18 protein-coding genes are annotated in these 20,873 nt (G+C 70.8%); 10 read left to right on the top strand and 8 right to left on the bottom strand.

Annotated features, from left to right (window positions below; genetic code table 11):
* Window positions 1–23: 23 nt before the first annotated feature.
* From ACTJKJ_RS02135 to ACTJKJ_RS02110, 6 genes are all read left to right on the top strand, one after another.
* Entirely contained in the window at window positions 24–2,195 is a 2,172-nt protein-coding gene (locus ACTJKJ_RS02135) for a hybrid sensor histidine kinase/response regulator (RefSeq protein ID WP_440819447.1), read from the top strand.
* Window positions 2,192–3,334, top strand: a complete 1,143-nt coding sequence (cheB, locus tag ACTJKJ_RS02130) for a chemotaxis-specific protein-glutamate methyltransferase CheB (RefSeq protein ID WP_440819446.1) — start codon at window positions 2,192–2,194, stop codon at window positions 3,332–3,334. Before ACTJKJ_RS02135 ends, cheB begins: the two co-directional genes overlap by 4 nt.
* Window positions 3,331–6,315, top strand: a complete 2,985-nt coding sequence (locus tag ACTJKJ_RS02125) for a response regulator (protein WP_440819445.1) — start codon at window positions 3,331–3,333, stop codon at window positions 6,313–6,315. The genes cheB and ACTJKJ_RS02125 overlap by 4 nt, the downstream gene beginning before the upstream one ends.
* Window positions 6,316–6,347: 32 nt before the next feature.
* A complete protein-coding gene (locus ACTJKJ_RS02120) occupies window positions 6,348–7,100 on the top strand; it encodes a response regulator (RefSeq protein ID WP_440819444.1) in 753 nt (250 codons plus the stop codon).
* A gap of 213 nt (window positions 7,101–7,313) precedes the next feature.
* Window positions 7,314–7,874 (top strand): HNH endonuclease, encoded by a 561-nt coding sequence (locus ACTJKJ_RS02115; RefSeq protein WP_091726197.1) that lies wholly within the window; start codon window positions 7,314–7,316, stop codon window positions 7,872–7,874.
* 265 nt (window positions 7,875–8,139) lie between these two features.
* Window positions 8,140–8,607: a glycine zipper 2TM domain-containing protein gene (locus ACTJKJ_RS02110; RefSeq protein ID WP_091726202.1), complete on the top strand. Its 468-nt coding sequence runs from the start codon at window positions 8,140–8,142 to the stop codon at window positions 8,605–8,607.
* A gap of 176 nt (window positions 8,608–8,783) precedes the next feature.
* Here ACTJKJ_RS02110 and ACTJKJ_RS02105 read toward each other — a convergent pair whose 3' ends face one another.
* The 8 genes from ACTJKJ_RS02105 to cyoA form a co-directional block, all read right to left on the bottom strand.
* Window positions 8,784–9,074 carry a nucleotidyltransferase family protein gene (locus ACTJKJ_RS02105; RefSeq protein ID WP_440819443.1) on the bottom strand — a complete coding sequence of 97 codons (291 nt, stop codon included), beginning with the start codon at window positions 9,072–9,074 and terminating at the stop codon, window positions 8,784–8,786.
* An 81-nt stretch (window positions 9,075–9,155) separates the two neighbouring features.
* Window positions 9,156–9,728 carry a response regulator transcription factor gene (locus ACTJKJ_RS02100; RefSeq protein WP_091731416.1) on the bottom strand — a complete coding sequence of 191 codons (573 nt, stop codon included), beginning with the start codon at window positions 9,726–9,728 and terminating at the stop codon, window positions 9,156–9,158.
* Entirely contained in the window at window positions 9,715–11,127 is a 1,413-nt protein-coding gene (locus ACTJKJ_RS02095; RefSeq protein ID WP_440819442.1) for an ATP-binding protein, read from the bottom strand. The genes ACTJKJ_RS02100 and ACTJKJ_RS02095 overlap by 14 nt, the downstream gene beginning before the upstream one ends.
* 10 nt (window positions 11,128–11,137) lie before the next feature.
* Window positions 11,138–11,914: an SURF1 family protein gene (locus ACTJKJ_RS02090; protein ID WP_440819441.1), complete on the bottom strand. Its 777-nt coding sequence runs from the start codon at window positions 11,912–11,914 to the stop codon at window positions 11,138–11,140.
* Entirely contained in the window at window positions 11,914–12,324 is a 411-nt protein-coding gene (gene cyoD / locus ACTJKJ_RS02085) for a cytochrome o ubiquinol oxidase subunit IV (protein WP_091726214.1), read from the bottom strand. The genes ACTJKJ_RS02090 and cyoD overlap by 1 nt, the downstream gene beginning before the upstream one ends.
* Window positions 12,321–12,929 carry a cytochrome o ubiquinol oxidase subunit III gene (gene cyoC, locus ACTJKJ_RS02080; protein ID WP_147241099.1) on the bottom strand — a complete coding sequence of 203 codons (609 nt, stop codon included), beginning with the start codon at window positions 12,927–12,929 and terminating at the stop codon, window positions 12,321–12,323. The genes cyoD and cyoC overlap by 4 nt, the downstream gene beginning before the upstream one ends.
* A 38-nt stretch (window positions 12,930–12,967) precedes the next feature.
* Window positions 12,968–14,962 carry a cytochrome o ubiquinol oxidase subunit I gene (gene cyoB, locus ACTJKJ_RS02075; RefSeq protein WP_440819440.1) on the bottom strand — a complete coding sequence of 665 codons (1,995 nt, stop codon included), beginning with the start codon at window positions 14,960–14,962 and terminating at the stop codon, window positions 12,968–12,970.
* Window positions 14,963–15,030: 68 nt separating this feature from the next.
* A complete protein-coding gene (cyoA, locus tag ACTJKJ_RS02070; protein ID WP_183482017.1) occupies window positions 15,031–16,107 on the bottom strand; it encodes a ubiquinol oxidase subunit II in 1,077 nt (358 codons plus the stop codon).
* 214 nt (window positions 16,108–16,321) lie between these two features.
* Here cyoA and ACTJKJ_RS02065 point away from each other — a divergent pair, with 214 nt between their 5' ends.
* From ACTJKJ_RS02065 to ACTJKJ_RS02050, 4 genes are all read left to right on the top strand, one after another.
* A complete protein-coding gene (locus ACTJKJ_RS02065) occupies window positions 16,322–17,680 on the top strand; it encodes an MFS transporter (RefSeq protein WP_091726230.1) in 1,359 nt (452 codons plus the stop codon).
* Between the two features lie 202 nt (window positions 17,681–17,882).
* Entirely contained in the window at window positions 17,883–18,389 is a 507-nt protein-coding gene (locus ACTJKJ_RS02060) for a MarR family winged helix-turn-helix transcriptional regulator (RefSeq protein ID WP_440819439.1), read from the top strand.
* A 25-nt stretch (window positions 18,390–18,414) separates the two neighbouring features.
* Entirely contained in the window at window positions 18,415–20,643 is a 2,229-nt protein-coding gene (locus tag ACTJKJ_RS02055) for an FUSC family protein (RefSeq protein WP_440819438.1), read from the top strand.
* The gene (locus ACTJKJ_RS02050) at window positions 20,640–20,858 is read left to right on the top strand and encodes a DUF1656 domain-containing protein (protein WP_183482023.1); all 219 of its coding nucleotides are present in this window, start codon (window positions 20,640–20,642) and stop codon (window positions 20,856–20,858) included. The genes ACTJKJ_RS02055 and ACTJKJ_RS02050 overlap by 4 nt, the downstream gene beginning before the upstream one ends.
* The last annotated feature ends 15 nt before the right edge of the window (window positions 20,859–20,873 follow it).

Below are 20,873 nucleotides of genomic sequence, written 5' to 3'. Positions count from 1 at the left end.
AAGAACCGGACACCCCGCGCGCCGTGGCCAAGGACCCCTACCGCTTCTTCCGCATCGAAGCCCGCGATCTGCTGCGGCAGATGAGCGAGGCCGTGCTCGCCGCCGAGCAGGCGCCGGCGCCCGACCTGCCGCCGCGTTTGCTGCGCCTGGCCCACACGCTCAAGGGCGCCGCCAGCGTGGTGCGACAGCCCGGCATCGCGGCGCAGGCGCACGCGATCGAGGACCTGCTGACGCCGCTGCGTGACCGTGCCGAGGCCCCTGGCCGCGCCGACCTCGACGCGCTGCTGGCGCTGATCGACGTCGCCGGCGACGCGATCACCGCGCTGGACGCCCCGGCGGCGGCCGGGGCGCCGACGCCGCCCCGGGCCGAGAGCACTGGCACCAGCACGGGTTCGGGTTCGGGTTCGGCGGCCGCGGCGTATGAGCGCGTCCCCGACCCCGCCGGCGCGAGCGCCGTCAACGCCGGCCTCACGGGCCTCACGGGCCTCGTGGGCCTTCCCGCCGACGCGGGCACCGCCGAGCCGGACGACGCCGGGGACCCGGATCCGATCGGCGCCATCCTGACCATTCCCCAGTTGATGCCGGAGGAGCTGGACGGCCTGCTCGCCGACATCGCGCGCACGCAGGGGCACCTCGCGCCGATCGAGCGCGCCGCAGCGCTGCTGCGCGAGCTGCGCGCCGGCCTGCAGGGCCAGCAGGAGGCCCTGGCCGGCCCGCTGGCGCGGATCGAGGACCAGATCGAGCGCGGCGCGCGCCAGCTCGCGCGCGAGCTGGTCGCGCTGCGCGATGGCGCCGAGCAGCTGCGGCTGCTGCCCGCCGCGCAGCTCTTCGCGCCGCTGCAGCGGACCGCGCGCGACGCCGCGCGCTCCCAGGACAAGCAGGCCCGGCTCACCGGCCACGGCGGCGACGTCAAGCTGGAAGCGGCGCTGCTGAACGCCGTCTCCGGCGCGCTGGTGCAGATGGTGCGCAACGCCGTCGCGCACGGCATCGAGCTGCCGCCCGAGCGCATCGCCGCCGGCAAGCCGCCGCAGGGCCGGATCGAGTTGCGGATCGAGCGCCGCGGCCGCGAGGTGCTGTTCTGCTGCGCCGACGACGGGGCCGGGCTCGACCTCGAGGCGGTGCGGCGCACCGCCATCGACAAGGGCATCCCCGGCGCGGCGCGGCTCGATGACGACGCGCTGATCGAGCGCCTGCTGCGCGGCGGGCTCAGCACCGCGCGACGCGTGGACGCGCTGGCCGGCCGCGGCGTCGGCATGGACCTGGTGCGCGACACGGCCGACCGCCTCGGCGGACGCCTGACCCTGAGCAGCCGGCGCGGCGAAGGCACGACCGTCGAGCTCTGCGTGCCGCTGCAACTGGCCGCGCTGCGCGCGATCCGCGTCAGCGCCGGCGCGGTCGCCGCCTGGGTGCCGCTGGACGCGGTCGAGTGCGTGCTGCAGCGGCCGGTGCTCAATGGCGCGCACCTGATCGTCGGCGACGAACTGCTGCCCCACCTCCCGCTGGCCGACGCCCTGCAGCCGGGCCAGACCACCGCGGCGGCGCCGCGCTCGGCGCTGGTGCTGCGCGCCGGTGGACAGCGCGCGGCGCTGGGCGTGGACGCGCTGGACGGCGTCACCAGCGTCGTGCTGCGGCCGCCACCAGCGCTGCTGCCGCCGTCGCCCCTGATCGCGGGCCTGGCGCTGGACGCGGCACAGCAGCCGGTGCCGGTGCTGGCCGCCGAGGGCCTGATCGCCGCGGCGCGCCAGGCGCGGCCACGGCCGGTGCCGGCGCCGCCGCGCACCGGCACCATCCTGGTCATCGACGACTCGCTGACCACCCGCATGCTCGAGCAGAGCATCCTCGAGGCCGCCGGCTACCGCGTGCACATGGCCGCGTCCGCCGAGGACGGCCTGGAGGCGGCGCAGCGCGAGCGCTACGCGCTCATCCTGGTGGACGTGGAGATGCCGGGCATGGACGGCTTCGAGTTCGTCGCCCGCATCCGCGGCGACGCGGCGCTGCGCCACATCCCGGCGGTGCTGGTGACCTCGCGCAACGCGCCCGAGGACCTGGCCCGCGGCAAGGCGGTCGGCGCCGACGGCTACATCGTCAAGGGCGAGTTCGCGCAGAACGAGTTCCTGGCGCAGGTCGCGCAGCTGATGGCGCGCTCGGCCGGCACGGTCGACGACGACGCGGCCGTCGAGGAGCCCGCCGCATGAGCGCGTCCTCAGGCATGGGTGGCGGCATCGGTGGCATCGGTGGACTGGGCGGCGCGGTGCCCCCGGCCGGTGCCGGACCGGCCCGGCCGCTGCGGGTGCTGGTCGTGGAGGACTCGATCACGGTGCTGGCGCACATCCGCGAGGTGCTCGCCGCGCACGGCGACATCGAGGTCGTCGGCGAGGCCCACGACGGCGCGCAGGCCGTGGCGCTGTGCCAGCGGCTGCGACCGGACGTCGTGTCGATGGACATGATGCTGCCCGGCATGGACGGCCAGGCGGCGACCGAGGCCATCATGGCCCACTGCCCGACGCCCATCCTCATCGTCTCGTCGTCGACCAATCGCGGCGAGCTGCTGCGCACCTACGAGGCGCTGGCCGCCGGCGCCGTCGAAGTGCTGGAGAAGCCGGACGCGAACGCGCCCGCGGGCGAGTGGGAGCGCCGCTACGTGACGCTGCTGCGGCTGGTGGCGCGGATCCGCGTCATTACCCATGTGCGGGCCCGCCTGGGCGGGCGCCCCGTCGCCGGGCCGGCGGCCCCCGCGCCGGCGCCCGCGCGCGCCCTGCTCGCGCTGGGGGCGTCGACCGGCGGCCCGGGCGCGCTGATGAAGGTGCTGCAGTCGATGCCGGCGCCGGCGCCGCTGCCGGTGCTGATCGTGATGCACATCAACGCGGTGTTCAGCCGCGGCTTCGCCGAATGGCTGGACGCGCAGACGCCGCATCGCGTGCGCTACGCCCAGGGCGGCGAGCGCCTGCGCGACCTGGCCGGCCAGGTGGTGCTGGCGCCGCCCGACGTCCACCTGGTGCTGCGCGCCGGCGTGCTCGAACTCAGCCACGCGCCGCCGCGCCACTCGTGCCGGCCGTCGGTGGACGTGCTGTTCGAATCGCTGGCCGCCGAGAACGGCCCGGGCACCGCCGCCGCGCTGCTGACCGGCATGGGCCGCGACGGCGCGCAAGGCCTGCTCGAGATCCGCCGCGCGGGGGGCGCGACGCTGGCGCAGGACGAAGCCAGTTCCATGGTCTACGGCATGCCGCGCGAAGCCGCCCAGTTGGGCGCCGCCGAGCGCATCCTGCCGCTGTCCGACATCGGCCCCGCCCTGATGGGATTGAGCGGCATGGCCTGGGGAGGAGCCCACAAATGAACAAGAGAACCTTCATCGTCGAGGACAGCCTCACGGTGCGGATGGACCTGCGCGAGGCGCTCGAGGACGCCGGCTTCGACTGCGTCGAGTGCGCCACGCTGGCCCAGGCCCGCGCCGCGCTGGCCCAGGGCGTGCCCGCGCTGGTGCTGCTGGACAACCTGCTGCCCGACGGCGACGGCGCCGCCTGGCTGCCCGAGCTGCGCGCCGCGCCGCAGGGCGGCGACTGCGTCGTGCTGATCCTGTCCAACGCCTCGCAGGCCAGCGACCGGCTGCGCGGCCTGGCCCATGGCGCCGACGAATACGTCGGCAAGCCCTATGACCGCCTCTACGTCATCGACCGGGCGCGCGAGCTGGTCCGCCAGCGCCAGGCCCGCCAGGCGACGCCCATGCCGCAACCGGCCTCGGTGCTGCTGATCGACGACAGCGAGACCTTCCGCGAGGCGCTGCGCGACGCGCTGGAGCCGCACGGCTACGACATCCACACCGCCGCCCACGGCGAGGAAGGCCTGCGCCAGGCCGCCGCGCTGCGGCCCAACGCGGTGATCGTCGACCAGCACATGCCCGGCATCGACGGCGCGGCCGTGATCCGCCGGCTGCGCCTGGATCCGGCGCTGCGCCACACGCCCTGCCTGCTGCTGACCGCCGACGAGGGGCCCGAGGCCGAGCTGCGCGCGCTGGAGGCCGGCGCCGACGCCTTCGCCCGCAAGCAGGACGACGTCGACCTCATCCTGGCGCGCGTGGCCGCGATGCTGCGCAGCGCCAAGGCCAGCCTGCCCGAGCAGGGCGCCAGCCTGCTGGGCCCCAAGCGCCTGCTGCTGGTGGACGACAGCGCCAACGTGCTGGCCGAGCTCGGCGCGCTGCTGCGCGACGACGGCTACGACGTCATCGCCGCGGCCAGCGGCGAGCAGGCGCTGGAGCTGCTCGCCGTGCAGGCGGTGGACGCGGTGCTGCTGGACGTGCAGATGCCGGGCATCGGCGGGCTGGAGACCTGCCGGCGCATCAAGTCGGCGCCGTCGCTGCGCGACATCCCGGTGCTGCTGCTCACCGCCTTCGAGGGCCGCGCGTCGATGCTGGCCGGCCTGGAGGCCGGCGCCGACGATTACGTCGTCAAGGCCAACGGCGAGGTCGAGCTGCTCAAGGCCCGGCTGCGCGCGCAGCTGCGCCGCAAGCAGTTCGAGGACGAGGCCCGGCGCGTCCATGCCGAGCTGCACAACAGCGCGATGGAAGCGGCCGAGGCGCGCGCCGCGCGCGAGCTGGCCGACAGCCGCGCCGAGCTGCTGGCCGCACTGCAGCAGCGCAACGACGCGCTGGAGCAGCTCAATGCCGAGCTCAGCCGCGCCAGCAGCGCCAAGACCGCCTTCCTGTCGACGATGTCGCACGAGCTGCGCACGCCACTGAACGCGGTGATCGGTTTCGCCCAGCTGATGCGCGACGGCGCGGCCGGCCCGGTCAGCGATCGCCAGGCCGAGTTCTGCGGCCACATCCACAACGCCGGGCAGCACCTGCTCTCGCTGGTCAACGACCTGCTGGACATGGCCAAGATCGAGGCCGGCCGCGTCGACCTGGACATCGAGCCGGTCGAGCTCGACGAGCTGCTGCGCGACGCGCTCGCGATCGTCCAGGAACGGGCCCGGCTCAACCGCATCGAGATGAGCTTCTTCGGCGTCGGCGGCCACCAGCGGCTGTGCGTGGACCGCCGCCGGCTGCGGCAGATCATCTACAACCTGCTGTCCAACGCGGCCAAGTTCACGCCCAAGGGCGGCAGCATCCGGCTCGAGGCGCGGCGGGTTTCCCGGGCGCGGGCGCGCGAGGCACTGCCGGGCTTCCCCAACGGCCGGCGCTCGGAGCTGCCCGACAGCGAGCACGCCGAGTTCGTCCAGATCAGCGTCACCGACAACGGCATCGGCATCCCGCCGGACGGCCTGGACAAGCTGTTCCAGCCCTTCAACCAGATCCGCAACGTGCTGACCCACAAGGTGGAGGGCACCGGCCTGGGCCTGGCGACGGTGGCGCGCCTGGTGCAGCTGCACGACGGCGCGGTGGCGGTGAGCAGCCAGCCCGACAAGGGCAGCTGCTTCACCTGCTGGCTGCCGTGGCGCGAGCCGGTGATCCCCGACGTCATCCTGCCCGACGAGACCGGCGAGCGTCCGCTGGCGCTGGTGATCGAGCACAACGAGCAGGCCGCGGCGCTGATGCAGACGCAGCTCAAGGCGGCGGGCTTCCGGGTGCGGCACGTCGCCTCGGCCGAGGCGGCGCTGGAGCTCGCCCCGCACCTGCGGCCCGAGCTGATCACGCTGGAGGTGAACCTGCCGGGGCTGGACGGCTGGGAGCTGCTGTCGCGGCTGAAGAACCTGCCGGGGTGGGCACACATCCCGGTGGTCGTCGTGTCGGTGGACGCGGGGCAGGAGGTGGCGCTGTCGCTGGGCGCCTCCGCGGTGCTGCACAAGCCGGTGTCGCGCAAGGCGCTGAGCAAGGAGCTGGAGATGCTCGGCTTCAAGCCGACCGCGACGCGCAAGTTCCTGGTGCTGGCGATCAGCGACGCGCCCGGCGACCTGCAGTCGCTGAGCGCCCACCTGTCGCAGCCCGGCTTCTCGGTGCTGCGCGCCACCGGCGGCAAGGAAGGCATCGAGCTGGCCCGGCGCCACGTGCCCGACCTGATCGTGCTGGACCTGCTGATGGCGGAGGTCGACGGCATCGGCGTCGTCGAGGCGCTGCAGCGCGATCCGCTGACCGCGGCGATCCCGGTGATCGTGGTGGCGGCGTCGCAGCTCACGCCGCGCGACCGCGAGCTGCTCAACCGCCATGTGCAGCGCGCCACCGTCAACCGCGAGACGGCCGCCGCAGCCGCCGCCAACGGCGCGCCGGTGCCGGCGCCGCCGGGCGCGCGCACGCCGGCCGGGCCGCGAGGCCATTTCATGGACGAGGTGAAACGCGCGATCAGCCGCACCAGCTGGGGCGACCTCGACCCCCTGGACGATTGACACCATCCTGACGAGGAAGACTCGACAGCACGATGCAAGCGAATGCGACACCATTGACCGTGGTCCTCGTCGAGGACTCCTTCACCATCCGCCGGCAGTTGCTGCAGCGGCTCGACACGGTGCCCGGGCTGCGCGTCGTCGGCGAGGCGGCCGACGAGGCGACCGCGCTGACGCTGATCGGCTACCTGCAGCCGGACGCGGTGCTGCTGGACCTGTCGCTCGCGCAGGGCGGCTCGGGCATCGCGGTGCTCAAGGCGCTGCGCAAGCAGGGCTACCGCGGCCAGGTGCATGTGCTGTCCCACCAGACCGAGGCCTATCGCGCCGCGGTGCTGGCCGCCGGCGCCGACGGCTTCTTCGACAAGGCGGAGGAACTCGAGCTCATGCTGCGGCAGCTGACCGGACAGCCGGAGGTGCCGCCGCCGCGCCCCGTCGACGCGGCGGCCCTGCACGAGCGCCTCGACCAGATGGTGCGGCTGGCGGTGCGGGATGGCTCCGACCTCGTCGTGCATGTGCTCGCCGGCAGCGCCGAGGCGCTGCAACCGCTGGCGGCGCGCTTGATCACCGGCCTGGACGGCGGCGACCTGGTGGGCTGGCTCGGCACCTCGGACGGCGGCCGGCTCTGCATCGCCCAGATCGACGGCGAGGACGCCCCACCGCTGGCCGACCGCGCCGAGCTCCAGGGATCGGCGCTGCGCCTGGGCCGCGCGCAGCTGCCCGACGACGCGCTGTCGGCGGGGGGACTGGTCACGCTCGCGGAGCTGCGCGCGCTCGGCCGCCTGCCGTGAGGACGCTGCGCACCGTTTGACCACGGTGCGACGTGGCGCCTGGCCCGGACGAGCCCCTCGATCGAGGTCGGTCGGCGCCTTGAACCTCGGCAATCGGGCGCCTATGTTGGGCGAACAGCCTGAATATCGTTCCTGGCGGCGCTTCCCTGCGCGTCCGGCACTTGAGTTGCCCCCTGCGACTGGATTACCCTTTGTCGCTGGAGGTCAACGACCGTGGACGTTCTGCAGCTGGACATCTCGGGCCGCCCGCAGGCCTGGATCTCGACGAAGGAAGCAGCGGTGCTTTATGCCAGCGACGCGATCGCGTGGACGCTGGGCGAGCCCTTCCACGTGCTGCGCGGCGGCTACCAGCGGCTGTCCGGCCTGCAATCCCGCATCGAACTGCACCCGATCGTGGCCGTGCGCGGCGCCATTCCCAGCCGCGCCTGGCGCCAGGCGCCGGCGCTGTCCAATTTCAAGCTGTTCGCGCGTGACCGGCATGTCTGCGCCTACTGCGGCCACCGCTTCCACGCCGACCTGCTGACGCGCGAGCACATCCAGCCGGTCTCGCGCAACGGGCGGGATTCGTGGATGAACTGCATCACCGCCTGCCGCGCCTGCAATGGCCGCAAGGGCAACCGCACGCCCGAGGAGGCGCGCATGGCGCTGCTCTACCTGCCCTACGTGCCCAGCCTGCACGAGGACATGATCCTGCGCGGCCGGCGCATCCTGGCGGACCAGATGGAGTTCCTGCTGGCGAGCGTGCCCAGGTCGTCGCGGCTGTACGCGTCGTGACGGGGGCAGGGGCGGTGATCGATGGCGATCGACAGTGTTCAGCGGTCTTCGGCAAAGACCAGTTGTGAGCGGCGGCGTGGCTTTCCCGCGCTGACGATGCTGGTGTTATGCCGCGCTTAAGAGCCTTCAAAGGCGGCACCGGTAGAGTGGACTCACGCGCCATTGCTGCGCGGGAAGCCCGAGGGCGCCGAGGTAAAGACTTGTTGCGCGGTCAACGGAATGTCACCGGTCGTCGTTGGCCGGCACATCGATTTGGAGAGACGAGATGAAGAAGCTGCTGATTGCCACCCTGGTGGCCGCCCTGGCCGCCTGTTCGACGACGAACCCGGACGTGATCCAGCGCGGTGACGCGCAGCGCCTGTCGCAGGTGCAGGATGCGACGGTGCTGTCGGTGCGGCCGGTGACGGTGGACGGCTCGCAGAGCGGGGCCGGCGCGGTGACGGGCGCGGTCGTCGGCGGTGTGGCCGGCGGCAGCGTCGGCGGTAGCCGCGAGGGCGTGATCGTCGGCGTGCTCGGCGCGGTGGCCGGCGCGGCGCTCGGCAACGCGGTCGAGCGCGGCGTGACCAAGGAACAGGCGGTCGAGATCCTGCTGCAGCTGCGCAACGGCGAGCGCCGCGCGATCGTCCAGGCGCAGGGCAACGAGAACTGGGTCTCCGGCGAGCCGGTGATCATCGTCACCACCGGCGGCAAGGCCCGCGTGGTGCGCGCGCCGGCGGCGACCCGCACGTACTGAGCGCGCTGCGCTCGTCAGCGACCAGGGGCCCTCGTGGCCCCTTTCTCATGGCGAATCCGCCCTGTCCGCCGCTGCAACTGCGGCCGCCCGCACGGCAGGCAGCTTCGCCAGGAGTTCAGGGACCCAGATCTTCACCGTCCGCCGCACGACATCATGATTGATGTCGAAACTCACATTCATACCGGACGCGCTTCAGCAAGCACCTCACGACGGAACTTCGATGAGAGGTCCCCCGGTGTGAGCAGATGCACGGGAACTCCAAGCAAGTCCTCCAGCTCCAGATGAAGACCGCTGAGGTCGATCAAGGTGGCGCTCGGCAAGGCGTCGACGAGCAGGTCCAGGTCGCTGCCCTCGCGATCCCGCCCATGCAGCGCGGATCCGAAGACACGCAAGTTCGTTGTGGGATAACGCGCCACGATCGAGCCGATCAGGTCACGTTTCAGGGCGAGCGCCAGCGAGGGTTTCATCGATCTTCCTTTCGTGTCGGTGTGCCGCGACACGATCAGGATAAGGCCGCTGCGCAGCGCTCGAAACGAGCGGCGGTCGCCTCACTTCACCCGCTGCTTCTCCAGCTTTCTCGCCAGCGTGCGCCGGTGCATGCCCAGCCGTCGCGCGGTCTCCGAGATGTTGAAGTCCGTCGCCGCCAGCGTCTCGTGGATGTGCTCCCACTCCAGCGTCTTGATGGAGGTGGTCGCGCGCTCGGTGACCTCGACCTCGGCATCGCCCTGGGCGCGCGCGAAGGCGGCCTCGATGTCATCGGTGTTCGCCGGCTTGGCCAGGTAGTGCCGCGCGCCCAGCTTGATCGCCTCCACCGCCGTGGCGATGCTCGCGTAGCCGGTCAGCACCACGATCACCATCTCGGCATCGTGCTCGTGCAGCGTCTGCACGCAGGCCAGCCCGGAGCCGCCCCCGGCGAGCTTCAGGTCGACGACCGCGTACTCCGGCGCCTCCTCGGGACCGCGCTCGGCCAGCAGCTTCTGCACCTGCTCCACCGTCGTCGCCCGCAGCACCTGGTAGCCGCGGCGCTCGAACGAACGCGACAGCGTGCGCGCGAAGGCATCGTCGTCCTCGACGATCAACAGCAGGCGGTCGGTATCGGCGGCAAGGTCATCCGGCGTCATGAGCGGCATTGTCAGGCAGTCCTAGAGGCTCGAGCGCGGACAGGGGCATGCGGATCTCGACCTCCGCGCCGCCGCCCTCCTCCGCCAGCCGGTTGCGCGCCTGCAGGCGACCGCCCAGCGAGCGCACGACGTTCAGCGCCAGGAACAGCCCCAGCCCGCCGCCCGCCCGGCCCTTGCTCGATTGATACGGCTTGCCGAAACGCTCCAGCATCTCCGGCAGGAAACCGGTGCCGCGATCGGTGACGCGCAGCACCAGCTGACCGTCCTCGACCAGCGCGCGCAGCGACACCGGCTGGCCCGGCGCGGCCTCGAGCGCGTTGTCGAGCACGTTGTCGATCATCTGCTTGAGGCCGACGTCCGACACGATGCGCACCTTCGGCAGGCCGGCGTCCGGCAGGTAGTCCAGGCCGTGGTGCGGCCGCGTCGCGCGCCAGTGCGTCACCAGGTCGTCGAGGAAGGCCTGCAGCGTCGTCACCACCGGCGCCTCGCCGCGCAGCTCGCCCGCCGACATCAGGATCCCGCTGACGATCGCCTTGCAGCGCCGCAACTGGACCTGCATCTCCTCGATCTCCTCGCGCAGCTCGGGATCGCCGGCGAAGGGCGCCATCCGCGACCAGTCCCCGAGGATCACCGACAGCGTCGCCAGCGGCGTGCCCAGCTCATGCGCGGCGCCCGAGGCCAGCAGGCCCATGCGCACGATGTGCTCCTCCTCGGCCGCGCGCTGGCGCAGGTCGGCCAGGCGCGCGTCGCGCAGGCGCAGGTTGCGCCCGATGCGCTGGATGAAGATCACCAGCAGCGAGGCGTTGATCGCGAAGCAGATCAGCAGGCCGCCGATGTAGTGCGTCGGCAGCGACAGCCCTTCCATGTCGGGCACCAGCAGCGGCAGGCGCCACTGCGTCAGCGCGACGAAGCAGCCTCCCGTCACCGCGACGGTGAACCAGATGTAGCGCGACGGCAGCAGCACCGCGCCCACCGCGATCTGCAGCAGGAACAGGAAGATGAAGGGGTTGGTGACGCCGCCGCTGTAATAGAGCTGGCCGCTCAGCACCGCGATGTCGACGAGCAGGCCGGCGAAGAGCTCGGCGTTGCGCACGCTGGGCACCCAGCGGGTGCGCAGCCAGCAGGCCAGGTTGAAGAGCACCAGCACCGCCAGCAGCGTCAGCATCTCCGGCATCGGCAGCCGGATGTGCAAGGCGTAGTGGACCGAGAGCACGGTGCCGAACTGCCCCGCCGCCGCCAGCCAGCGCAGCTGCACCAGCTGCTGCAGGTTGTTGCGGCCGGCCTGCAGCGCACGACCCTCGCCGGAGGATTCCTCGATGCCCAGCGCCCCGGCGGCGCCGTCCAGGTAGCGACTGTCGTCGGGGTGGTCGTCGTCCGGATCGGGACGGCTCAGCGGCATGGTCGCGGCCTCAGTCCGCGGCCGCGTCCAGGCCGAGCGCGCGGCGGCGCTCGACCCGCCACAGCCAGACGCCGATGCCGGCGGTCATCGCCGCCATCGCGAACCAGGTCAGCGCGTACTGCAGGTGATGGTTGTTGAAGCGCACCACCGTCAGCCCGCCGCGCGGCCAGCGCGTGCGGTCGTCCGCCGCGGCGGCGTCGACGAAGTACGGCGCCACGGGCCCCTCGACGATCCGGCGCGCCTGGGCGATCGCCTCGACGTCGCGCGAGTACCAGCGCTCCTGCGCCGGGTCGTTCTTGCGCAGCAGGCTGCCGCCGGGCTCGCTCAGCCGCAGCAGCCCGACGACGCGGTCCTCGCCCTGCGTCTCCGACGCGGTGCGCGACGCGCGCGTCTTGAATTCCGGCGGCACGAAGCCGCGGTTGACCAGCACCCAGTCGCCGCGCACGGTGCGCAGCGGCGTCAGCACCCAGTAGCCGGTGCCCAGCTCGGTGCTCGCGCCGACCAGGGTCTCGCGCGAATGGTCGAAGGTGCCGTTGAGCACGACCTTGCGGTACTCGTCCCCGACCTTCGTGATCGTGTCCCAGCGGTCGGCGCCGGGCGCGCGTTCCGGCTCGGCGGCCAGGCGCTTGTCCAGCCGCGCGATCAGGTCCTCCTTCCACGCCAGCCGCTGCAGCTGCCACGCGCCCAGCGCGAGGAAGGCCGCAAACAAAAGGGCCGCGCCCAGCAGCAGCGCCCAGAAGGCGGTGCTGCGGCGCGGCCGCGGCGGTTCCGGATGAACGGCGGTCATCAGGGCATGTTGCGCATGTCGTGGACCGGCATCATGTTGCTGTTCAGGTGGAACATCACCCAGATCGAGCCGGCCAGCATGATCACCACGACGGCAATCGTGAAGATCAGCGACAGCATCGACCAGCCGCCCTCGACCTTCGAGTTCATGTGCAGGAAATAGACCATGTGCACGACGATCTGCACCGCCGCGAAGATCAGCAGCACGATGCCCATCGCCTGCGACGAGGCGATCGACTTGGTCATCACCAGGAAGAAGGGGATGGCCGTCAGGATCACCGACAGCAGGAAGCCGATCAGGTAGCCCTTGACGGTGGCGTGGTAGCCGACGTCGTCGTGGTCATGGTCGTGACCGCCGTGGCCCTGGTCGTGGCCATGCGAATCATGCTTGTGGTTGTGGTCGGCGCTCACGGCAGCACTCCCATCAGGTAAACGAAGGTGAAGACACCGATCCAGATCACGTCCAGGAAGTGCCAGAACATCGACAGGCAGATCAGGCGGCGCTTGTTCTCCTTGGTCAGGCCGAACCTGGACACCTGGACCATCAGCGTCACCAGCCAGATGCAGCCGAAGGTGACGTGCAGGCCGTGGGTGCCCACCAGCGTGAAGAACGAGGACAGGAACGCGCTGCGCTGCGGACCCGCGCCTTCATGGATCAGATGCGCGAACTCATAGAGCTCCACCGCCAGGAAGCACAGGCCCAGCACGCCGGTGATCGCCAGCCAGGCCAGCGTGCCCGACTTCTTGTTGCCCAGCATCTTGATCATGGCGAAGCCATAGGTGATCGAAGAGAGCAGCAGGAAGCCGGTGTTGAGCGCCACCAGCGGCAGGTCGAAGAGGTCGGCGCCCGACGGGCCGGCGGCGTAGCTGCGGCCCAGGACCGCATACGTCGCGAACAGCACCGCGAAGATCAGGCAGTCGCTCATCAGGTAGATCCAGAACCCGAGGAGCGTGCCGTGCTGCGGATGGTGGTCGCCGTTGTCGTAGAACACCGGCGCGCCGGTGTTGTTCGTCATGGTCGTTGCTTGCATGTTGGATATCGCTCGCTGCGGAATCAGGCCTGGGCGGCCAGCACCTTCGTGCGGGCGTCCTCCGTGCTGGCCACTTCATCGGCGGGGATGTAGTAGTCGCGCTTGTAGTTGAAGGTGTGGACGATCGCGGCGATCACGGTCACCGCGAAGGCGACACCCGCCACCAGCCACATGTGCCAGATCAGGGCGAAACCGAACAGCGTCGACAGGCCGGCCAGGATCACGCCCGCGCCGGTGTTCTTCGGCATGTGGATCTCCTTGAAGCCGCCGACCGGGCGCTGGTGGCCGCGGGTCTTCATGTCGTGCCAGGCGTCGTGGTCGTGGACCACCGGCGTGAACGCGAAGTTGTACTGCGGCGGGGGCGACGAGGTCGACCACTCCAGCGTGCGGCCGTTCCACGGGTCGCCATCGACGTCACGCAGCTGCTCGCGCTTGAGGAAGGACACCACCAGCTGGATCAGGAAGCAGCCGATGCCGGCGGCGATCAGCAGCGCGCCGAAGGCGGCGACCTGGAACCAGATCTGCAGCGAGGGATCGTCGAAGTGGCTCATGCGGCGCGTCACGCCCATCAGGCCCAGCGCGTACAGCGGCATGAAGGCGACGAAGAAGCCGATCTGCCAGAACCAGAACGAGGCCTTGCCCCAGAACGGGTCCAGCTTGAAGCCGAAGGCCTTGGGGAACCAGTACGAGATGCCCGCCAGCAGGCCGAACAGCACGCCGCCGATGATCACGTTGTGGAAGTGCGCGATCAGGAACAGCGAGTTGTGCAGTACGAAGTCGGCCGGCGGCACCGCCAGCAGCACGCCCGTCATGCCGCCGATCACGAAGGTGACCATGAAGCCCACGGTCCAGTACATCGGGACCTCGAACTTGATGCGGCCGCGGTACATCGTGAACAGCCAGTTGAAGATCTTCGCGCCCGTCGGGATCGAGATGATCATCGTCGTGATGCCGAAGAACGAGTTGACGCTGGCGCCCGAGCCCATCGTGAAGAAGTGGTGCAGCCACACGAGGTAGGACAGGATCGTGATCACGACCGTCGCGTAGACCATCGAGGCGTAGCCGAACAGCTTCTTCTGGCTGAAGGTCGAGACGACCTCCGAGAAGATGCCGAAGGCCGGCAGCACCAGGATGTAGACCTCGGGGTGGCCCCAGATCCAGATCAGGTTGACGTACATCATGGCGTTGCCGCCCAGGTCCGTCGTGAAGAAGTTGGTGCCGGCGTAACGGTCCAGCGACAGCAGCGCCAGGGCCGCGGTCAGGATCGGGAACGAGGCCACGATCAGGATGTTCGAGCACAGCGAGGTCCAGGTGAAGACCGGCATCTTCATCATGGTCATGCCCGGCGCCCGCATCTTGATGATGGTGGCGATCAGGTTGATGCCCGAGAGCGTCGTCCCCACGCCGGCCACCTGCAGCGACCAGATGTAGTAGTCCACCCCCACGCCCGGACTCGCGAGCAGGCCCGACAGCGGCGGATACGCCAGCCAGCCGGTGCGCGCGAATTCGCCGATGAACAGCGACATCATGACCAGCACGGCGCCGCCGGTGGTCATCCAGAAGCTGAAGTTGTTCAGGAACGGGAAGGCCACGTCACGGGCGCCGATCTGCAGCGGCACCACGTAGTTCATGAAGCCGGTGATCAACGGCATCGCCACGAAGAAGATCATGATCACGCCGTGGGCGGTGAAGACCTGGTCGTAGTGGTGCGGCGGGAGGAAGCCGAGCTGGTCGCCGAAGGCGATCGCCTGCTGGGCGCGCATCATGAGCGCGTCGGCGAAGCCACGCAGCAGCATGACCAGGCCCAGCACGATGTACATGATGCCGATCTTCTTGTGGTCGATGCTGGTCACCCAGTCCCGCCAGAAGGGGCCCCAGAGCTTGTACTTCGTCATCATCGCGAGGACGAAGAGGCCGCCCAGGACGACCATCGCGAAGGTGCCGACCAGGATCGGCTCGTGGAGCGGAAGCGCCTCTAGGCTGAGGCGTCCGAAGATGAGCTTTTGAGCGTCAATCATCTTGGATCTCGGTAGTGCTTGCGGTCCCGGCGCGGCGATTCATCGCCGTTCGCGCCGGGGGACGCCAATCAATTACGGGTGGCCGAGGCCTGCCATTGCGACGCGTACTGCCCCGCGTTGTCAGGCGTGCACAGCGCGGCCACGAAGATCCGCTTCTGCTCGTTGCTCCAGGGCTTGCTGGCCAGGCCGTCGATCGCGCCCTTGCCGCCGCCGCCCGCGGCGTCGATGGCCATCATCTGGCCCATGCACATCTTGGTGCCGTCGACGCAGCGGTTCACGACCGCGTCGAACAGGCCCGGCGCGACGCTGGCGAAGCGGCGCACCGGCTGGCGCTCGGAGGGCTTCTCCAGGTCCAGGTAGAGCTCCTTGGTCAGCGCGACGCCGTCGGCCTTGTTGCGCTCGACCCAGGCGGAGAACTCGTCGTTGGACAGGCCGTGGAACTTGAAGCGCATGTGCGAGAAGCCATCGCCGCTGAAGTTGGCCGAGAAGCCGTCATACACGCCGGGCTTGTTGATCACCGCGTGCAGCTGGCTCTGCATGCCGGGCATCGCGTAGATCATGCCGGCCATGGCGGGCACGTAGAACGCGTTCATCACGGTCGAGGAGCTGATCTTGAAGTGGATCGGGCGATCCACCGGCGCGGCCAGTTCGTTGACGGTGGCGATGCCCTGCTCGGGATAGATGAACAGCCACTTCCAGTCCAGCGCCACGACCTCGACGGTCAGCGGCTGCACGCCGGCGGGGACCGGACGCTGCGCGTCCAAGCGCTCGAGCGGGCGGAAGGGATCGAGCTTGTGGGTGCTGATCCAGGTCATCGCGCCCAGCGCGATGATGATCAGCAGCGGCGCGCCCCAGATGATCAGCTCCAGGCGCGTCGAGTGGTCCCACTCCGGCGAGTAGGTCGCCTGCGTGTTGGACGCCCGGTAGCGGAACGCGAAGACCAGCGTCAGGATGATCACCGGGACGATGATCAACAGCATCAGCAGCGTCGAGGCGACGATGAGCTGCGCCTGCTGGTTCGCGATGTCGCCGGACGGCTTCATCACGACCATGTTGCAGGCGGACAGGGGCAGCGCCAGGGCCAGCAGCCCGAGACGGGCGAGTGGGCGGGCGAGACTTGTTTTTGGAGAGGCTTTGAGGTACATGGGACTTCAGCAGACCAGCAGGCGTAGTTCACGCGGAGCCCCCTTTGACCACCGCACCTGGCAGTGGGTTCCCGCCGTCCGAAACCTGGGGTTTCCTCTGGAGGGAAAGCGATAAAGGGGAAAACGACACTTGTCGACCGTTGCACGCCGGGCGCAGATTTTGCCCGATTGACTCAAACCAACTATTGGACATTTTGTCCCAGGTAGGAGACGTATGAACAGCAGCACCCTTTCGACAGCCGGGCAACACCTCTCGACCGTGGGCCAGCCGCTGCCGCGAGGCAGCGGGGTCGCCACGCAGGAGGAGCAGGACGCGATCGCCCCCGGCGACATCGCCGTCGGCGTGGTGATCGGGCGGGCGTCCGAGTACTTCGACTTCTTCGTCTACGGGATCGCCTCGGTGCTGGTGTTCCCATCCATCTTCTTCCCCCACATGGAGCGGCTGGAGGGCACGCTGTACGCCTTCGCGCTGCTGGCGCTGGCCTTCGTGGTGCGGCCGATCGGCACGCTGGTGGGGATGGACATCCAGCGGCGCTTCGGCCGCAGCGTGAAGCTGACGGTGGCGCTGTTCCTGCTGGGCATCTCCACCTGCACGATCGCGGTGCTGCCCGGCTTCAACACCTGGGGCGGTGCGGCCATCGCCCTGCTGGCCGCCTGCCGGATCGGACAAGGCCTGGCACTGGGCGGGTCCTGGGATGGCCTGCCCTCGCTGCTGGCGCTGAACGCGCCGGAAGGCCGCCGCGGCTGGTACGCGATGCTGGGGCAGCTCGGCGCGCCGATCGGCTTCCTGATCGCGGCCGCGCTGTATGCCTACCTGTGGAGCAGCCTGGATCCGATCGACTTCCTGAGCTGGGGCTGGCGCTACCCCTTCTTCGCGGCCTTCGCGATCAACGTCGTGGCGCTGTTCGCGCGGCTGCGCCTGGTGGTGACGCACGAGTACGAGAAGAACATGGAGGAGCATGAGCTCGACCCCTGCGACACCGACGAGCTCTTCGCCCAGCAGGGCACCACGCTGTTCATCGGCGCGTTCGCGGCGCTGGCCAGCTATGCGCTGTTCCACATCGTCACCGTGTTCCCGCTGTCGTGGGTGCTGCTGTACGGGGACCAGAACGTCACCCAGTTCCTGACCGTGCAGGTCATCGGGGCGCTGCTGGCGGCGGCGGCGATGCCGATCTCCGGGATGATCGCGGACCGCATCGGCCGGCGCAGCACGCTGGGTACCCTGGCCACGACGATCGGCATCTTCAGCCTGTTCACGCCCATCCTCCTGGACAGCGGCGCGATGGGCCAGAACATCTTCATCCTGGTCGGCTTCGTGCTGCTGGGCCTGTCCTACGGCCAGTCCTCGGGGGCGGTGACGTCCAACTTCCTGCCCCATTTCCGCTACACCGGCGCGGCGCTGACCTCCGACCTGGCCTGGATCATCGGCGCGGCCTTCGCGCCGCTGGTGGCGCTGGGGCTGTCGGCGAAGTTCGGCCTGTGGGCGGTGACCGCCTACCTGCTGTCGGGCGCGATCGTCACCCTGGTGGCGCTGCGCACCAACCGCATGCTCCAGATGAAGGACAAGGACTGATCCCGGCGGCCGATGAGCCCCGAACCCGCGACATGGGCTTGACAGCCCGCGACGCGAAATAACAACGGCCGGTCGACAAGACCGGCCGTTCTGCTTTCTGCCGCGAGACGGCGCCTCGTCGTGCCAGCCCCTCCCGGCTTCCGCCATTCGCCCAATAACCCCACCGGAATAGATAGCAAGCTAACTATTTAAACTCGCCGGCATGAACACCTCCAAGGACAAGCCGGCCCGCTCGCTGACGCGCACCGCGCGGGAAGCGGCGCTGATGACGGTCGGGATGATGCTGCCGGTGCTGGAGCGGGCGTACCGCGCCCGCGCCAACCTGGCGATGGCGCACGTGGGCCTGTCGCAGGCGCTGGCCTGGCCGCTGGTGATGATCGGCCGCCAGGGCGACGGCATGCGCCAGGGCGAGCTGGCGACGCTGCTGGGCATCGAGGGGCCGTCGCTGACGCGCTCGGTGGACCAGTTGATCACCGGCGGCTACATCGAGCGCCACGAGGATCCTGACGACCGCCGCGCCAGGACGCTGCACCTGACGGCGCTGGGCGCGGACGCCTGTGAGCAGATCGAGGTCACGCTGCGCGACCTGCGCAACGCGCTCTACGAAGGCATCGCGGACGCCGACGTCGAGGCCGCGCTGCGCGTCTTCTCCACGCTGGCGGAGCGCGTCGGCGCGCCGACGCCGGCCGTGCCGCCGCGGCGCAAGTGAGGGTGCCCGTCGCGCCTCACCGACCATGAAGTTCCCCGCCCTCTCCTTTCCCGCGATCCGGCTGCCCGCGATCCGGCTGCCCGCGCTGCGGCTGCCCACGCTGCGGCTGCCGGCGATCCGGTTGCCCGCGCCGCCGAAGCTGCCGGCCGCGCTGCGGCCCGGCTTCACGCGCGCCGAATGGATCTTCTCGATCAAGGCCTTCGCCGCGGCGATGCTGGCGGTCTTCCTGGCGAGCTGGGCCGGCCAGCCGCGTCCGTTCTGGGCGCTGATGACGGCCTACATCGTGGCCCATCCGATGGCGGGCGCGGTGCGCTCCAAGGGCGTGTTCCGCGTCGCGGGCACGCTGGTCGGCGGCATGGCCGCGGTGCTGCTGGTCCCGAGCCTGGCCAATGCGCCGGAACTGCTGAGCCTGGCCCTGGCGCTGTGGGTGGCGGGCTGCCTGGTGCTGTCGCTGCGCGACCGCACGCCGCGCGCCTATGCCTTCATGCTGGCGGGCTACACCGTGGCGCTGATCGGTTTCCCGGCGGTGGACACGCCGCTGACGATCTTCGACACCGCCGTCGCCCGCCTCGAGGAGATCGGCCTGGGCGTGCTGTCGGCCACGCTGGTGCACAGCCTGGTGCTGCCCAACAGCCTGGCGGGCTCGGTGCTGGGCCTGCTGGATCGCACGCTGGGCGACACCCGCGCCTGGCTCACCGACATCGCCGCGCGCCGCGATGGCGGCGCCGACCGGCGCCGTGTCGCCGGCGACATCTCGCAGCTGCGGGTGCTGTCGACCCACATCCCCTTCGACACCAGCCACCTGCGCTGGACCGCCGACGCGGTCCATGCGATGCAGGACCACGTGGCCGCGCTGACGCCGCTGCTGGCCGGCGTGGAGGATCGTCTGCGGGCGCTCGAAGCGCATGGCGGCCTGCCGGACGACGTGCGCGCGCTGCTGGACCGCCTCAGTCCCTGGCTGACGCTGCCCGCCGATCAGGCCGAGGCGCGCTTGCCCGCGTTGCGAGCGCAGCTTGACGCGCTGACCGGCGCGGACGCGCGCGACCGCCTGGCCGGCGATCCCTGGGCGCGGCTGCTCCGCGTCGCGCTGGCGCAGCGGCTCGGCGAGCTGCTCGACGGCTGGCTGCACTGCGTCCACCTGCGCGCCGACATCGACCGCGGCCTGTCCGGCGCGCCGATGCCCGCGCGGCCCGCGTCCGCGCCGGACGGGCCCAAGCTGCACCTGGACCTGGGCATGGCGCTGTGGTCCGGCGCGGCCGCGCTGATCGCGATCCTCGTGTGCTGCGCCTTCTGGATCCTCACCGGCTGGCCGATGGGCGCGGCGGCCGCGATGATGGCCGCGATCTTCTGCTGCTTCTTCGCGTCCATGGACGATCCGGTGCCGGCCATCAACGGCTTCCTCGCCTGGACGCTCTGGTCGATGCCCTTCGGCGCGCTCTACGTGCTGGTGCTGCTGCCGCTGGTGCAGGACATGTGGACGCTGATGGCGGTGTGCGCGCCGGTCTTCCTCCTCCTGGGCGCCTTCATCGGCCGCCCGGCGACCGTCGGCGCGGCGCTGCCCTTCCTGTTCGGCGTCATGGGCACGCTGGTCATGCACGACACCGCGCAGGCGGATCTCACCAGCTACCTGAACTCGATGTCGGGCCAGCTGGCCGGCATCTTCGTCGCGGCGCGCGTCACGCGGCTGATGCGGTCGGTCGGCGCGGACTGGAGCTCCCGGCGCATCCAGCGCGCGACCTGGCGGGAGCTCGACGACCTCGCCCGCCTGCCGCGCCCGGCGGGCCGCGGGCAGGCCTACCTGCTGCGCATGGTCGACCGCATCGCGCTGCTGGCGCCGCGCGTCGCGCAGTCGGGCGGCTCGGTGCCCGGCGTGCCCACCGACGACACGCTGCGCGACCTGCGCATCGGCGCGGACCTCGTCGCGCTGCAAAGCGTGCGCGGCCAACTGCCCGCCCTGGCGCAGCGTCCGCTGGGGCCGCTGCTGAGCGCGATCGGCGACTGGCTGCGCGCCCGCATCGACGGCCGGCCCGGCGCGCTCGACGGACTCGACGCACCGCCGGCATCGCTGCTGGAGCGCCTGGACGCCGCGCTCGCCGGATTGCTCGAGGCCTACGCCGGCGCCGGCGACCTGCCCCCCGAGGCGCATCCCGCGGCCGGCGCGCTGATGGGCCTGCGTCGCAACCTCTTCCCGGATGCGCCAGTGCCGGCGCTGCCGCCGCGCACCGTGGACAACGACAAGGAGGACCGGCCATGACCGGCGCCGTGAATTTCTTCGGGCTCTACCTGCCGTGGCTGATGCCGCTCGCCGCGCTCGCGCTGATCGCGCTCTCCGCCGTGCGGCGGCTGCTGGCCTGGGTCGGTGCCTACCGCTGGATCTGGCATCCCGCGCTCTTCGACCTGGCGATCTACCTGCTGCTGCTCTGGGGCTTGAGCAACGCCTCGCTGCGCGTGCTGCACGGACCCGGGTGACGCCGCCTGCAGCAA

It is taken from the genome of Roseateles sp. 22389 (assembly GCF_052044995.1).
Lineage (GTDB): Bacteria > Pseudomonadota > Gammaproteobacteria > Burkholderiales > Burkholderiaceae_C > Roseateles.
Note: the sequence above shows the minus strand (reverse complement) of the source record. Positions and strands in the feature narration are given on the sequence as shown.

Bases quoted from the DNA above. Each gene is read 5' to 3' on its own strand.
- cheB (WP_440819446.1), top strand. From the start codon at position 2,192: ATGAGCGCGTCCTCAGGCATGGGTGGCGGCATCGGTGGCATCGGTGGA.
- ACTJKJ_RS02125 (WP_440819445.1), top strand. From the start codon at position 3,331: ATGAACAAGAGAACCTTCATCGTCGAGGACAGCCTCACGGTGCGGATG.
- ACTJKJ_RS02120 (WP_440819444.1), top strand. From the start codon at position 6,348: ATGCAAGCGAATGCGACACCATTGACCGTGGTCCTCGTCGAGGACTCC.
- ACTJKJ_RS02110 (WP_091726202.1), top strand. From the start codon at position 8,140: ATGAAGAAGCTGCTGATTGCCACCCTGGTGGCCGCCCTGGCCGCCTGT.
- ACTJKJ_RS02105 (WP_440819443.1), bottom strand. From the start codon at position 9,074: ATGAAACCCTCGCTGGCGCTCGCCCTGAAACGTGACCTGATCGGCTCG.
- ACTJKJ_RS02100 (WP_091731416.1), bottom strand. From the start codon at position 9,728: ATGACGCCGGATGACCTTGCCGCCGATACCGACCGCCTGCTGTTGATC.
- ACTJKJ_RS02095 (WP_440819442.1), bottom strand. From the start codon at position 11,127: ATGCCGCTGAGCCGTCCCGATCCGGACGACGACCACCCCGACGACAGT.
- ACTJKJ_RS02090 (WP_440819441.1), bottom strand. From the start codon at position 11,914: ATGACCGCCGTTCATCCGGAACCGCCGCGGCCGCGCCGCAGCACCGCC.
- cyoC (WP_147241099.1), bottom strand. From the start codon at position 12,929: ATGACGAACAACACCGGCGCGCCGGTGTTCTACGACAACGGCGACCAC.
- cyoB (WP_440819440.1), bottom strand. From the start codon at position 14,962: ATGATTGACGCTCAAAAGCTCATCTTCGGACGCCTCAGCCTAGAGGCG.
- cyoA (WP_183482017.1), bottom strand. From the start codon at position 16,107: ATGTACCTCAAAGCCTCTCCAAAAACAAGTCTCGCCCGCCCACTCGCC.
- ACTJKJ_RS02065 (WP_091726230.1), top strand. From the start codon at position 16,322: ATGAACAGCAGCACCCTTTCGACAGCCGGGCAACACCTCTCGACCGTG.
- ACTJKJ_RS02060 (WP_440819439.1), top strand. From the start codon at position 17,883: ATGAACACCTCCAAGGACAAGCCGGCCCGCTCGCTGACGCGCACCGCG.
- ACTJKJ_RS02055 (WP_440819438.1), top strand. From the start codon at position 18,415: ATGAAGTTCCCCGCCCTCTCCTTTCCCGCGATCCGGCTGCCCGCGATC.
- ACTJKJ_RS02050 (WP_183482023.1), top strand. From the start codon at position 20,640: ATGACCGGCGCCGTGAATTTCTTCGGGCTCTACCTGCCGTGGCTGATG.